The following is a 12,939-nucleotide window of genomic DNA, read 5'->3' as shown; positions in this document are numbered from 1 at the left end:
CGTACGAGGAGGGGCGGTATGTCTCTGCTACGCGGCGTCAGCCTCGATGGTGCATTGCGCCGTGTCGGGCGCCGAGCTCTCCCCATGCAGGAGTTCGGCTCGTGCCGCCTCCATGTCGCGTCGGAACTCGGCAGAGCCATGCAGCATCGCGACTAGCACCGATCCCGCCATGTACCCCGCCTCGACCGCACTTCGACTGTGCGATCCACAGATGTAGCGGCTTTCCCCATATTGACGTCCGCGCCGCAGGATCTGCGTAGCGCGGTCGGGCATCAGTTCGGCGAGGATCAGCGCGGCGGACCAGCCCGAAGTCGTGTGGCCTGAGGGGTAATCGCCATTGCTTGCGAGATGCTCGGTCTTCGGTTCGCAGATCGGCAGATCGTCCTTCAGATACGGACGCTTGACGGCAAAGCCATCCTTGGCGCGGCCGACCATGCTTTGGTCGCCCATCCGCGCGAAGATGCGGGTGAGGGCGGGGGACGATTTCGCGTCAAGCTTGCGGCCGATCGCGCACGCGAAAACGGTGAAGCGATCGTCGGTCACGTCGCGCGTCGCCATGTCGCCACGCGGGGTGCCGAGCAGCGCCCTGGTTTCGCGGAACGTCGCGCGATCGTCGAGATCCTGCGGCGATCCGGGTTTAGGCGGCGCGGGGAGAACCTTCATCAGGTCCGGCATCGGCTGGTTCCGCAGATAATCCGTCGACGCGGTCGCGCCGGTCGCCAGAGCCAGCACGGCGATGAGGGCGAGCGTCCGCATCACTTGCCACCCTTGTCGAGATCGCCGCAGCCCTTCCGACGGCGCACGGGGTTGCAGCGAGCGACCACGCCACCGGGCAGAGCGACGTGATAGCCGCCGGGTAGCCGCGGATCGGGCCAGAGATAATCGGTCGATACGAACTGCGCGCCGCCCGCGAGCGCTGTGTCGCGAGGGACGGTATCGTTCGCACGGGCTTCGCGTGTGTTGGCATCGGCACGCGTGCGAACGATGAACCCGGCGGCGACATCGTGGCGGATGCGATCGGCATCGCGGACCGGGTCGTTGAGCGTCAGATACGCGGCGGCGGGCGAGGCTTCGTCGGTGTTGATGAAGAACACGCGGCCTTCGAGCGAGCGCCGCTTGCCACGATATACCGCGACCTTGGCGGGGGGCTCGTCCAGCGCGAACAGGAATTTCCCACGCGAGCGTTCCAGCAACGGCCAGTTGTCCGCGAGCACCGCCTCCCGCAGCGTCGGATAGCGGCCCTGCACGTCGTCAGGCACGATCACCTTGCTGGCTGCCATCACAGACCGGATCTCCGCATCGAGCGCATCATACGCCGCCGCGTCGAACGGCAGCGCATCGATCCCGCCACGCGCCGCGTTCTGCTCGTCCTTCGCGTTGAACATCAGCAGGATCGGCACATGCCGCGGATGCTTCGCCGACCAGTCGCGGATGATCGTCAGGCATTCGGTCAGCAGGACGCAGCTCGATGCGTTGTCGATGCCGGGGATGTGCAGCACCTTGAAGCCCGCCCGCTTGAGCTTCGGATCGTTCGAACCGCGCGCGTAATGGCCGCCCTGCGGATCGTAGTTCACGTCGATCTCGAGTTGCCGCGCACCGGCGTCGAGCTGCTCGGTCAGGCTGCGGTGCGCGTAATCGAGCGCATCCGCCATCGCCGGATCGACCGCACGCACCTTCGCCATCGTCGCGGCCGACATCGGCTGCTTGTAGCTGTTATGCGTGCCGATCACCGCCACGTCGTTGATCCGCAGCGGCGGCGCGGTATCGCGCGCCACTGCCGTTTGGGTGAGAAGGCCAAGGCTCAGCCCCGCCACGATCGATCGCTTCACAGCTACTCTCCCGATCAGAATTTGAACAACACCGAACCCTGCACCGCGCGGCCGAAGATCGGTCGCGCCAGAATCACCGCACCGTCCGCCGCGCCCGGCACCAACTGCTGCCCGCCGCCCTGGCCCAACCCAAGCGCGTTCGACAAGTTGGTGCCCTTCACCTGCACGGTGACGTTCTGAGTCACGTCCAGCTCCGCGGAGGCATTGAACACCGAGAACGCCGGCAGCTTCACGAGGTTGGAATCGTCGTTGAACTTGTCGCCCTCATACCGCCATTCGCCCAGCACGCGCAGACGTCCGCCGATCAACGATACGCGCGGCCGGATGCTCGCCATTACCTTCGGCATGCTCGACGGGCGGTTGCCGTCGAACGACGTCGTGACGGGCGCCCCGGCGACGATCGTGTTGTAGGTATAGTTCTTGAACTTCGCCTCCTGGTACGTCGCGGTCGCCGAGACGTCGAACCAGCGCACCGGCTTCAGGTTCGCCTCAAGCTCGACGCCGGTCGTGCTGACGTCGCCATAGTTGATCTCCTGGACGATCCGCAGCGATGCCGGGTCGATATACGTGTTGGTGAACTGCACGTCCTTGAACGAATTGTAGAACAGCGTGGCGTACAGACTGCCCCAGGGCATCTGGAATTTCACGCCCGCCTCGGCCTGTTCGATCGACTGGCTGCGGATGCCGGTCGGCAGCACGTTGTCGCGGTACTGGCCGATCTGCGGCAGGCGGTAGGTGCTGGTGTAGCGGCCGAAGATGCCGGCTTCGGGCATGAATTGCCAGTTGGCACCGATCGTGTAGCTGTGGTCGCTGAACTTCGGGTCGAAGCGGTTGAACACGTCTGAGCCGTAGAGGACGTTGTCGTCGGCCAGCGTATCGGGATTGCCGAGATTGAAGCTCTTCACGCCTTCCGAATAGCCGTGGATCCAGATCGTCTCGTAGCGAAAGCCGCCATCGACGCGCAGTTTCGGCGTGATCTGCCATTCGTCGGAGATGTAGAACGCGACGTCCTCATACCCGCCATAGGAATGCGCGAACCGGGCCTCGTACCGCTGGATGCCCGTGTCGGTGACGCGCCCGACGACCTGACCGCCCGCGTTGACTGCGACGATATCGAGCAGGCGCGCATTCGGCGCGACCTCGGTCAGGCCGACGCCGTCGTTCCGATCGTGCGCCCAGTCGGCGGTGGTGCCGTACAGCCCGAGCTTCACGTCGTGGCGACCGATCCCGGTCTCGTACACGTGACCGAGTTCGATCAGGCCCATCGTCTCCTTGATCGGGTTCTGGATCGACTGGAAGGTGTTGACCCCGACCAGGCCGTTGCCGTTCGCATTGGCGCCGTACGCGCTGCCGTCGTCGTTATAGACCAGCCGCACGTCGGTAGCGCCGCGGCCTGCGAACGCCTTGACCGCGTTGGCGCGGACCGAGGACAATTGCGCAGCCTGCGTGTTGAGGCTGTTCAATCCGCGCGCATTGCGATCGGTGGTGGAGTCGCGATAGCGGAACCCGCCGCTGATCGTCGTTCCATCGTCGAACTCGGTATTGCCCTTTAGCGTGAACTGCAGGTCGCTGGTCTGGTTGAACAGGTTGAACTGCGCCTTGCGGATGCCGTCGGGCGTCTTGATCTGGACGCGACCGTCCTGCGGTCCGGTCAGCGTGTCGTCATGGCCGTTGAACGGCGCGAGCGGCTTCAGGTCGTCGCCGTTGCGCACCAGCGGGATGGCGTCGAAGAAGAAGTTATTATCCTCCATGTACTTCACGCCGAACGAGATGCTCCCTCGCGCAAAGTCCTTCGAGATCAGCACGCGACCCTGGCCGCCGTTGTTCGCGGCCGGCCCCGGATCGCGGATGCCCTGGTCCTTGTTGTAATAGCCGCCGACCGAGAAGCGCCAGCCGTCCGCGATCGGCCCGCCGAGCCACGCGTCGCCGCGGATCTGGCCGTAATCGGACGTCGTCAGCTTGAGCAGGCCGCTCAGTTGCGGCGTACCCCTGCGCGGGATGAAATTGACGAGGCCACCGGGTGCGTTGGCGGCGAAGATCGAGGAGGGGCCACCGCGAACCGCCTCGATCCCCGAATAGGTCTCGTCGATGCGCAGGAACTGGTCGACGTTGATCCAGTTGATGCCGGGATCGTGCTGGATCGGCAGGCCGTCCTCGTACACCGCAAGCGATTCGTAGCCGCCGCGCGGGATGCCGCGGACGCGGGTGTTGTTCGCCCCGACGCCGCCCGAGGAATCCGCCCAGACGCCCGGAATCTGCTGCATCGCCTCCGCCAGGTTGCCGATTGCGCGCTCGCGCAGGTCCTTCTCGCTGATCGTGGTGATCGAATAGCTCGCATCGACCTTCTTCTGCGCTACCGTGCCCAGGCGTCCGGTGACCAGGATCTCATCGCCTGCGTTCGTGGCATCGTCGGTTTCTCTGAGCGTCGATTCCGTCAGGGGCGTCGACTGGGCATGAGCGACGGATGCAGGGGCCAGAATGACCAGCGATGCCGCGGTCGCCCGCAGCATGGTGATGGTACGCATGAACATGAACCCCTGTAGTGGATCGGATTGTAACCGATTTGTCCGGGGCGTTATGCGCATCCTCGATGACGGCTGAGCGTCACCTTTGTTTCGGACGCGTGACGCCACTATAATGAAGCTATGATGTAGCCTCACGAGAGGGGTCGAATGCCTGCTCCGGCGCAAGGGTGGCTAAGCGCCCCCTCGACACCTTTTGTTCGTTTGAGCGGATATCTAAACGATGATCGCAGACGGTCAGAGCGTAAGAACAAGGACTGCCGGACAGGTTCAGTAGATAGCTTGCGAGCGCCCGCTTATGGGTATTCGTAACCAGACCGTTGTCGGTCGGCTAGCGCCCAGACCTCGATACCCCGGCAAGCAATCAGAACCGCTGAAAGGCACCAAGAACGTCGCAGGTGTCACTGGCCCTTACTGAGCGCGGTCAGGCGCATCCTGGCCCGGAACTACGCAGGAAGCCTTAGGTTCGGAGTCGGTCCAGGTCCCCATCTCTTTCGAATGGTGTGTACGCGTGCGTTTCGAATACCAAGTGCGTCGCGATTGCTACTTTCTCGCCGGGTATCCACGTCACGCTTAAATCCGGTTGCCTCGACCGTTATCGATAAGAGATCATCTGCAAGCTTCTCTGTCGAGACGACCGTTGCGCGATGGGCGATCATGCGGGCGAACACCCGGCTCAGGGCACCTAGAAATCGGCCACAGGGTCGTGATCCTTGGTCTGCGCGATGGGTGGCATCAGGAACGTAATGCAGCCGCATCGCCCGTCAGCCGGAGCCAGTTGCCATGCGCGAACGCCGCCTTGTCAGCATCGGTCAGACCGCAGCCTGCAAGGAAGCGACGTGCGTCGCCGCCTTCGCGGTATTGGTAAGGATAGTCCGTCGAGAACAGCAGCCGGTCCGAGCCGACGACCGCCATCGCTCGCTCCAGATAGTGGGGCAGGAACATGCCGCTGGCGGTCACGTACAGGTTGTGTCGCAGGTAGTGCGCGATCGGGTTGGACAGGTCCGCGACGCGGTCCATGACCGCCAGCCGCTCCGCATAGAAGAGGACAAGTTCACCCCAATGGCCGAGGATCACCTGAAGGTTCGGCAAGCGATCGAATGTGCCCGCCAGGACGAGGCGTAGGAACTGGATGCCGGCATCATAGTGCCAGCCCAGTCCCACGGTCGCGAAGGCGGCGTCCACGATCGGCGAGAAGCCGGAGTAATAGGCCTCGCGTACCGGCGCTGGTGGTGTGCGGGGGTGCAGCAGCACGGGCACGCCCAGTGCTGCTGCACAATCGAGAACGGGCGCGAATGCCTGGTCGTCGAGGTGGCGCATGCCAACCCGGCCGCACAACATCGTGCCCTTGAAGCCTAGCGTCGAAACGCAGCGCTCAAGCTCGATCGCGGCTTCGTCAGGCATGGACACCGGCAGGGTCGCCATCGCCTGGAACCTGGTCGGGTGCTGTGCGACCGCATCGGCCAAGGCGTCGTTGGTGCGCCGTGCCAACTCCATGCTTTCCGAGCCCAGATCGTGCAGCGCGGGGGTGGTCAACGACAGCACCTGAACGTCGAGGCCGGTTTCGTCCATCAGCGCGAGTCTTTCGTCTGCGAGGTCGACGAGACGCCGTCCGAACGCGCCTTGATGGTAGCCGACGCTCGGATCGGCCGCCTCCAGCCCGATTGCATGCCATGCGTGTTCGATCGCCGGCGTCAGGAAGTGTTCCTCGATGCCGATCAGCGTCGTTGTTGGCTCGGTCACCATGGCACCGTGTTCCCGTCGCGATCGAGGAAGGCGAGACCCGGCTTGCCCTGACGGCCGAGCAGCACGTCCACGATCAGGGGCATGCTATCGTCTACGCCAAACGGCGCCTTCGGCCCGCCGAGCCGGGTTCGTATCCAACCGGGTGCCATCAGCACCAGCGCGTGGCGATCTTCTGCATGGCGCGCGGCGTAGCTCCGTACGAGTTGATTGAGCGCCGCCTTGCTGCTGCGATAGACCTCGTGACGGCCGTTGGTGTTATTGGTGATGCTGCCCTGGCCCGAGGACATGACCCCGATCAGCCCGTCGGCTGCGACCAGATTCCGGCAGGCTTCGATCACGCGCATGGGACCGAGCGCATTTGTCACGAGCACGCGCGTATATTCCTCGGTCGCGATCTCGCCGGCGATTTCGTCCTCCATGTTCGCAGTGCCGGCGTTGACGAACAGCAGGTCGAACACCCTGCTGGCGAGACGGTCGCGCAGCGCAGTGATCTGTTGCGGTTGCGCGATATCGACGGTCTCGATCTCGATACGATCGGGATGTGCCTCGGCCAGATCGTGCAGTTCGGTTCGGGCGCCCGCGCGCACGGTTGCCACGACATGCCATCCGCGCTTCGCGAACTCACCGGCCAAACCGAGACCCAGGCCGCGCGATGCGCCGATCAGCAGGATTGTGCCGGGATTGGAGATGTCTTGGGTCATGGGATGCTCCGAAGTGTGTCGGCGCGATATCTACTCGGCCACGATGAATGCGCCAGACGCAGTGGATGCACAGTATAATTGCACCAGGCGCCTATCGTGGCGCAGATGGATCACGCATGGTTGCAGCATGACCGACCTCGATTTGAACCTGCTTGATGCACTCGACGCACTTCTGTCCGAGGGGAGCGTGACCGGGGCCGCGCGAAAGCTGGGACTGAGCGCGTCGGCGATGAGCCGGACCTTGACGCGGCTTCGCAACGCTACTGGCGATCAGCTCCTCGTTAGAGCAGGACGTGGCCTGGTGCCAACGCCGCGGGCGATCGAGCTGCGCGATGTCGTTCACGCACTCGTGCGCGACGTTCGAACGGTCCTCAAGCCGTCAACTGGCGAGATCGACATGGCGGAACTCGACCGCGTCTTCACCATCCGCGCGAGCGAGGGTTTCGTCGAGATGTTCTGCGGTCCGTTGGTGGCCGGCATCGCATCGGCGGCGCCCCGTGTCCGCCTGCGCTTCGCGCCGAAGCCCGATAAGAACGCAGAGCCGCTACGCGCGGGGCAGATCGACCTAGAAGTCGGCGTAATCGGCGTTTCCGCGCCCGAAATGCGCACGCGGCTCATCTTCCGCGACCGGTTTGTCGGGGCGGCGAGAACGGGGCATCCGCTGCTCTCGGGCGCGATCACGCCAGAGCGCTACGCAGCCTGCCGGCATGTCGCCGCGTCCCGCCGTGGCGCGTTCACCGGCCCGGTCGATGCCGCGCTGGCCGACCTGGGGCTGAGCCGCGACACGATGGTGGTCGTGCCGGGCTTTTCCGACGCCTTGCGGATCGCCAGGCAGTCGGACCTGATCGCGCTCGTGCCCGGTTTGGGTTTTCGTCGCAAAGCACCGGGTGCGGAAGGAATTTGCACGTTCCCGCTTCCCGTTCCTACCCCCGAGATTGCCGTGTCGGCGATCTGGCATCCACGGATGGACGCCGATCCCGCTCACCGCTGGCTGCGAGAGACCGTGATCGACATTTGCCGGAAGACGGTGCCGGACAGCTGAGGCGGGTGGCTCTGCCGAAGTTCCATCCTCAAACAGCGCCTCCGACTAACCCACCGGCGCTCAGGCGGTCACGATGCGAAGCTGGTTGAACGGGAGAGCGCATCCCATGCGGCGATCTCGGCCTTCATCGCATCAAGCTTCTGATGGACCACGCCCAGCGCGTCCTCGCCCAGGAACAGGCGTACCGGTGGGGTCGCGGCATCGACTATCGCGAGCAAAGCCTGTGCGGCCTTGGCCGGATCGCCGGGTTGATTGCCGCTCTTGGCCTGGCGCGCGGCCCGGATCGGGTCCATCACGGCGTCGTAGTCGGAAATACTGCGCGGGGTGCGATCCATCGAGCGTCCTGCCCAATCCGTCCGGAACTGGCCGGGTGCCAAGGCCGTCACCCGAATGCCGAAATCCGCCACCTCCTTGCCAAGCGCCTCGGAGATGCCTTCCAACGCGAACTTGCTACCGCAGTAGAAGCTGATCCCCGGCATCGTGATTAAGCCGCCCATCGAGGTCACGTTGACGATGTGGCCGCTACGACGCTTGCGCATGCCGGGAAGCACGGCTTTTATCATCGCTACCGGCCCGTACACGTTGGCCGCAAATTGACGCTGAAGATCGTCCATCGACGATTCCTCCAACGCACCTTCTTGACCGTATCCGGCATTGTTCACCAACACTTCGACCGCACCGGCGTGCCGCTCCGCTTCGGCCACGGCGGCTGGGATCGCTGCGAAGTCGGTCACGTCGAGGATCAGGGGATATGCACGGCGCGCTGCGAGCGCAGCGAACGTATTGGCGTCGCCCTCGTTCCGCACGGTGCCGATCACGCGGTGGCCGGCGCCCAACGCACCCTCGGCAAACGCGCGGCCGAGGCCGGAACTCACGCCGGTGATGAGGAAGGTCTTGGCGGTGATGGTTGCCACGGGCTAACTCCATTATACTAGGTTTGTATATCATGATATAGATAGCGATATGGCACGGGACAAGACACGGGAGAACATCGCGATCCGGGGTGAGCCCGTGCGCCAACGGGTGATCGACGCGGCGGAACGACTGCTGCGGAGTGGCAAGGCCGACTTCTCCATGCGCGACCTCGCCGCCGAAGCCGGCGTCAGCTTCGCCACGCCGTTCAATCATTTCGGAAGCAAGGGGGCGATCATGCACGCCTTGTCCGAACGTCGGACGGACACGATGGCAAGGCGCTTCGCCGAGGCGCGGCTTCCGACTGACGCAGCATCCCGCGTGCTGCTCGCTGTCGACACGGCCGTCGCGGTGATGCTGGAGGAACCCGGTGTGAACCGCGCCGTGATGAGCTGGATCGGCACGACCGGTGGTTCGGCGGGTCAGGCCTGGGCGCGCTCGACCGCATTGTGGACGCTCGCGCTGGGAGCGGGCGAGGGCATCCCGGAGAATTGCCGGACCTACGCGCTAGACTGCCTGCCGAGGCAACTCGCCCTAGGGTTTCGCGGCGCCCTGTCGTTCTGGAGCGCCGGCGAACTGCCTGACGAGGCGCTCGGCCCTGACGCACGCGCCGTCGCAAGTACCCTGCTACTGGGCTTTACCGAGCCATCGATATCATTTGGCTAGATCTTGGCATGTCTATGTCGCCCTCCATCAACCCGTTTTCCAAAATCATCTGTTCGGGTACGCTCAAGAGTGCACCGTCTGGACGTGTAGTAAACGCGAACTTTCGGGCAGCAGCTGTCGAGAAGCGGTGTCAGGTCGACCGCGGCGGCGGCCTCGGCTACCCGCATCGACATGTTTGAAAGGCTCGATCAACCCTTCGATCTTAATCTCGACCAATACAGCGCCGAATTCTTCCCGCAGGCGCTGGACGAACCTGCGCTCGTTCGCCTTGAGACTGCGTTGGCCGCGCTTCCGATCGACACGCCCTGGTTCTACGCTACGCCTATCGTCCGCGCATCGCTCCCTGCCGACCAGCCGCGGCGACGCCGCGTGCTCCAGGTCGACTATTCCGCTGACGTCCTGCCACACCCACTCGCATGGCGCGGCCTATAGGCGCCGGCTCGAGCTGGTAACGTGTCCGAACGGTCCCGTTTGTATGTCGCCAAGTGACGCTGCGAAGCCCGACGGCTGAGCAGGTGTTTTCGTGGCGAGAAGATCTGGAGTGGACTCCGTCGTGAGAAACCATGACGTCGCGAATCCAATCACGACTGAACTGGACAGGTGGGCCGACTATGATCCAGTCGGGGCTGGGGCCGGCGATCGTCCTTGCCGTTGATGCGGTATTGCGGGACGTTATGGTCGTGGCGGACGTGGAACTTGCCGCAACCGTCCTGCGCGACGCCGGGCGACTGGAGCAGGATCTGGTTGAATTGCTGATTTAGCTACCCGGCAACGGCAATCGCGGGCGCAGCTGAAATCCGACGTAGACGACAGTTCACGTACGGCATGGGCGTTCGCTATCGACGGGGCGACGCGCATTAATGAGGTCGCTGGAAGTTGGCTTTTCGGCATTGCCTGCCGGAAAACGTAGCGCGTGCAATGGCGTAGCGATCCCTCGGCAACGCGCAGTCGGCAGGCTCTATCGCGTCGATCGCCAAGAGACGCGCGGCGGTTTGAGCCAACCCTCGTCAGGACCAGCAGGCCACTGCCCAGCTATCAGGCTCAAGTACCTCGATACATCCGAAACGCGGTGAAGCGAGGGCAACACTATGCCCGCGCTATGCGATCCGCGGGGATCGATCTCGCAGCGCTATGTCGCGGCTCGTAGATCATGAGCGCGGGCACGACGCTCGCGATACGAAAGGCAATGAGGCGACATGTCGTCTGAAACCATATCGGAACCCGATCCTGCCGGGCTCGTCATCTATGTCGGCCAGGATCGCGCAGGGCATTGGCTCGTGCAGGACAGCAGGCGCAATCTCGAAGGGCGTTTCATCTCCTACGGCGCGGCGATGAGCTACGCCCAGGCCGAGCGCGACATCTATCATGCGAGCGTCGAGATCGCCAACGCGCCGCTGGTCCCGGTCATTTCGTTCGCCCCCGTCGGGCGCGACGAGCGCGCACTGCCGCGGGCGGCATGACGGACGCGATGGCAATGAACACAGAAACTCGCCTGAACCGTCTTCACCCCGGCCCAAGCCCGAAGATCGCGACCAAAACCACGACGCCAGGGTCGAAAGCCGCGACCCACGATCCGCGTTGGCCGGTCGTCGCTGCCGCCCTTGCAACGTTGCGCGAAGACGGTCGCCACGCGGTCCGCATCGTCGATGCGGATTGCGGCGCGGGCTCGCTCCTCCTGCAAGCGGTGCATCATGCCCGGTCGCTCGGTTTCACGGCGATTGAAGGGCGCGGGATCGACGGATCGCCTGCGCTGATCGGTCGCGCTCGAGCTGCGGCGAGCCGTTGCACCAACCTTGCGATCGGCACGACGTTCGAGGTGGCGGACATGGTCACCGCCTTGCTGGAGGAGCACGACCTGCCAGCCGATCTCGTGATCTGTCACGGCATGGCGAAAGGCCGGCGGCCGGAGGTGGCGTCGGCGTTGGGGAATGCAGCGCGGATCGTCATCGGCAACTACGCGACGTGGCATGCCGTCGGTACCGAAGCATGACGAAGCGTGACATCCTATGGCGGGGGATCGGCTTGGCATTGTGCGTGGGCGCGTGCAGCGTCGCGGTTGCAATGGACGGCTCGGCACGCGCGATGTTCGTATTCCCCTTCGCATTGCTGGGCCTGACACTGGCGATCAACGGCAAGCGGGTCATCATCGCACTTCGCGCCGAACGCTGCGGTCATGCACGAACCGCCGAAGTGATCCATGCCGTCCGCGTCCGTCGCTATCGCCGCCGACTCGACCAACCGCATCTCTGACCTCGAGCCTCCAGGATCATCATGATGTATTTCGATCGGCGGGACGGTGTCCTGTGTGCCGAAGGCGTGCCGTTGTCGGCCATAGCCGAAGCCGTCGGTACGCCCGTCCACGTCTATTCGGCGGCTGCACTGCGCGACGCGGCCCGGCGTTTCACAGCCGCGCTGTCGATCCTGCCGCGGACGCGGACGGCGTTCGCGGTCAAGGCAAACCCGAACAGCGCGGTGCTGCATCTGCTGGCCGGCTGCGGCTTCGGTGCCGACATCGTCTCGGGCGGAGAGATGCGCCGCGCACTCGGAGCCGGTATCGCCGCATCGGACATCGTCTTCTCCGGCGTCGGCAAGACCGATCGGGAACTCGCCGACGCACTCGACGCCGGCATAGGGCAGTTCAACCTCGAGCTCGAGGAGGAGGGGCGGGTGCTCGCCGCGCTTGCCCAGGCGCGTGGCAAGCGGGCGGTCGCGGTTTTGCGCGTCAATCCCGACGTCGATGGCGGCACGCATGCCAAGATCTCTACCGGCCGGCGCGAGAACAAGTTCGGCGTGGCGATCGCCGATGCGCCCGCAATGTACGATCGCCTGTCACGACTCGGTGGCCTCGATCTGGTCGGGGTCGCGCTCCACATCGGCAGCCAGCTCCACGATCTTGCTCCGCTGGAGGCCGCGTACGAGCGCATCGGTTCGCTCGTGATCGACCTGCGCGCGCGGGGCCACGGCATAACCCGAGTCGATCTCGGCGGCGGCCTCGGCATTCCCTACCGTGTCGACGACGTGGTCCCGACGCTCGACGCCTATGCCGCCATGGTCGCTAGGGTGACGCGCGACTGGGATGTCGACCTTATCTTCGAGCCTGGGCGGGTCGTCGCAGGACTTGCCGGCGTCCTGATGACGCGGGTGATCTGGGTAAAGCCCGGGGCGGACCGCCCCTTCGTCATCGTCGATGCCGCGATGAACGACCTGGCTCGACCAGCGCTGTACGATGCCTTCCACCGCTTCGAAGCCGTCGCGCCGGACGGCGAACGCATGGTCGCGAACATTGCCGGACCGATCTGCGAAAGCGGCGACGTGTTCGCGCTCGCCCGCGATATCGACCGGGTTCGCCGCGGCGATCTCGCTGTCTTCCATGCGACCGGCGCGTACGGGGCGGCGATGGCGTCGAGCTACAATTGCCGCCCGCTCAGCCCACAGGTCCTGGTCGACGGCGACCATTTCGAGATCGTCGCCGACCGCTTCCTGCCGGAAGAGTTCGCAGCGTAGATCGCATTGAGTCCGAA

The 12,939-nt window shown here is 64.6% G+C and carries 14 protein-coding genes; 8 read left to right on the top strand and 6 right to left on the bottom strand.

Going from position 1 to position 12,939, the window contains the following annotated elements; translation table 11 throughout:
• Positions 1–27 precede the first annotated feature (27 nt).
• The 5 genes from J4O76_RS16065 to J4O76_RS16045 all read right to left on the bottom strand — a co-directional run bounded on the left by J4O76_RS16065 (position 28) and on the right by J4O76_RS16045 (position 6,798).
• The gene (locus J4O76_RS16065; protein WP_426282844.1) at positions 28–756 is read right to left on the bottom strand and encodes an acid phosphatase; all 729 of its coding nucleotides are present in this window, start codon (positions 754–756) and stop codon (positions 28–30) included.
• Positions 756–1,829 (bottom strand): Ca2+-dependent phosphoinositide-specific phospholipase C, encoded by a 1,074-nt coding sequence (locus J4O76_RS16060; protein ID WP_426282843.1) that lies wholly within the window; start codon positions 1,827–1,829, stop codon positions 756–758. Before J4O76_RS16060 ends, J4O76_RS16065 begins: the two co-directional genes overlap by 1 nt.
• Before the next feature lie 14 nt (positions 1,830–1,843).
• Positions 1,844–4,354, bottom strand: coding sequence for a TonB-dependent receptor (locus tag J4O76_RS16055; RefSeq protein WP_426282841.1), 2,511 nt, complete (start codon positions 4,352–4,354; stop codon positions 1,844–1,846).
• Positions 4,355–5,086: 732 nt separating this feature from the next.
• Complete coding sequence (locus J4O76_RS16050) at positions 5,087–6,097, bottom strand: amidohydrolase family protein (RefSeq protein WP_426282840.1); 1,011 nt, start codon at positions 6,095–6,097, stop codon at positions 5,087–5,089.
• Positions 6,091–6,798 (bottom strand): SDR family oxidoreductase, encoded by a 708-nt coding sequence (locus J4O76_RS16045; protein ID WP_426282839.1) that lies wholly within the window; start codon positions 6,796–6,798, stop codon positions 6,091–6,093. The genes J4O76_RS16050 and J4O76_RS16045 overlap by 7 nt, the downstream gene beginning before the upstream one ends.
• A gap of 127 nt (positions 6,799–6,925) precedes the next feature.
• Between J4O76_RS16045 and J4O76_RS16040 the strand changes: the two genes are divergently transcribed.
• On the top strand, positions 6,926–7,840 hold the full coding sequence (locus J4O76_RS16040) for a LysR family transcriptional regulator (protein ID WP_426282838.1): 915 nt from the start codon (positions 6,926–6,928) through the stop codon (positions 7,838–7,840).
• 68 nt (positions 7,841–7,908) lie between these two features.
• Here the strand turns inward: J4O76_RS16040 and J4O76_RS16035 are convergent, their stop codons facing one another.
• Positions 7,909–8,754: an oxidoreductase gene (locus J4O76_RS16035; RefSeq protein WP_426282837.1), complete on the bottom strand. Its 846-nt coding sequence runs from the start codon at positions 8,752–8,754 to the stop codon at positions 7,909–7,911.
• 49 nt (positions 8,755–8,803) lie between these two features.
• On the opposite strand from J4O76_RS16035, the gene J4O76_RS16030 reads away from it, so the two are divergent.
• The 7 genes from J4O76_RS16030 (at position 8,804) to lysA (ending at position 12,922) form a co-directional block, all read left to right on the top strand.
• Positions 8,804–9,418, top strand: a complete 615-nt coding sequence (locus J4O76_RS16030) for a TetR/AcrR family transcriptional regulator (RefSeq protein WP_426282836.1) — start codon at positions 8,804–8,806, stop codon at positions 9,416–9,418.
• 171 nt (positions 9,419–9,589) lie between these two features.
• Positions 9,590–9,850: a hypothetical protein gene (locus tag J4O76_RS16025; protein ID WP_426282835.1), complete on the top strand. Its 261-nt coding sequence runs from the start codon at positions 9,590–9,592 to the stop codon at positions 9,848–9,850.
• A gap of 179 nt (positions 9,851–10,029) precedes the next feature.
• Complete coding sequence (locus tag J4O76_RS16020; protein ID WP_426282834.1) at positions 10,030–10,179, top strand: hypothetical protein; 150 nt, start codon at positions 10,030–10,032, stop codon at positions 10,177–10,179.
• Positions 10,180–10,614: 435 nt separating this feature from the next.
• Positions 10,615–10,878 carry a hypothetical protein gene (locus tag J4O76_RS16015; RefSeq protein WP_426282833.1) on the top strand — a complete coding sequence of 88 codons (264 nt, stop codon included), beginning with the start codon at positions 10,615–10,617 and terminating at the stop codon, positions 10,876–10,878.
• 14 nt (positions 10,879–10,892) lie between these two features.
• On the top strand, positions 10,893–11,408 hold the full coding sequence (locus J4O76_RS16010; RefSeq protein WP_426282832.1) for an SAM-dependent methyltransferase: 516 nt from the start codon (positions 10,893–10,895) through the stop codon (positions 11,406–11,408).
• Positions 11,405–11,668, top strand: a complete 264-nt coding sequence (locus tag J4O76_RS16005) for a hypothetical protein (RefSeq protein ID WP_426282831.1) — start codon at positions 11,405–11,407, stop codon at positions 11,666–11,668. Before J4O76_RS16010 ends, J4O76_RS16005 begins: the two co-directional genes overlap by 4 nt.
• Before the next feature lie 21 nt (positions 11,669–11,689).
• On the top strand, positions 11,690–12,922 hold the full coding sequence (gene lysA, locus J4O76_RS16000) for a diaminopimelate decarboxylase (protein WP_426282830.1): 1,233 nt from the start codon (positions 11,690–11,692) through the stop codon (positions 12,920–12,922).
• Positions 12,923–12,939: the final 17 nt, after the last annotated feature.

This window comes from Sphingomonas sp. NFX23, from assembly GCF_049887795.1.
Taxonomy (GTDB): domain Bacteria; phylum Pseudomonadota; class Alphaproteobacteria; order Sphingomonadales; family Sphingomonadaceae; genus Sphingomonas.
Note: the sequence above shows the minus strand (reverse complement) of the source record. Positions and strands in the feature narration are given on the sequence as shown.

Coding starts and splice junctions, on each gene's coding strand:
- J4O76_RS16065 (WP_426282844.1), bottom strand. CDS start 756: ATGCGGACGCTCGCCCTCATCGCCGTGCTGGCTCTGGCGACCGGCGCG.
- J4O76_RS16055 (WP_426282841.1), bottom strand. CDS start 4,354: ATGCGTACCATCACCATGCTGCGGGCGACCGCGGCATCGCTGGTCATT.
- J4O76_RS16050 (WP_426282840.1), bottom strand. CDS start 6,097: ATGGTGACCGAGCCAACAACGACGCTGATCGGCATCGAGGAACACTTC.
- J4O76_RS16045 (WP_426282839.1), bottom strand. CDS start 6,798: ATGACCCAAGACATCTCCAATCCCGGCACAATCCTGCTGATCGGCGCA.
- J4O76_RS16040 (WP_426282838.1), top strand. CDS start 6,926: ATGACCGACCTCGATTTGAACCTGCTTGATGCACTCGACGCACTTCTG.
- J4O76_RS16030 (WP_426282836.1), top strand. CDS start 8,804: ATGGCACGGGACAAGACACGGGAGAACATCGCGATCCGGGGTGAGCCC.
- J4O76_RS16025 (WP_426282835.1), top strand. CDS start 9,590: ATGTTTGAAAGGCTCGATCAACCCTTCGATCTTAATCTCGACCAATAC.
- J4O76_RS16020 (WP_426282834.1), top strand. CDS start 10,030: ATGATCCAGTCGGGGCTGGGGCCGGCGATCGTCCTTGCCGTTGATGCG.
- J4O76_RS16015 (WP_426282833.1), top strand. CDS start 10,615: ATGTCGTCTGAAACCATATCGGAACCCGATCCTGCCGGGCTCGTCATC.
- J4O76_RS16010 (WP_426282832.1), top strand. CDS start 10,893: ATGAACACAGAAACTCGCCTGAACCGTCTTCACCCCGGCCCAAGCCCG.
- J4O76_RS16005 (WP_426282831.1), top strand. CDS start 11,405: ATGACGAAGCGTGACATCCTATGGCGGGGGATCGGCTTGGCATTGTGC.
- lysA (WP_426282830.1), top strand. CDS start 11,690: ATGATGTATTTCGATCGGCGGGACGGTGTCCTGTGTGCCGAAGGCGTG.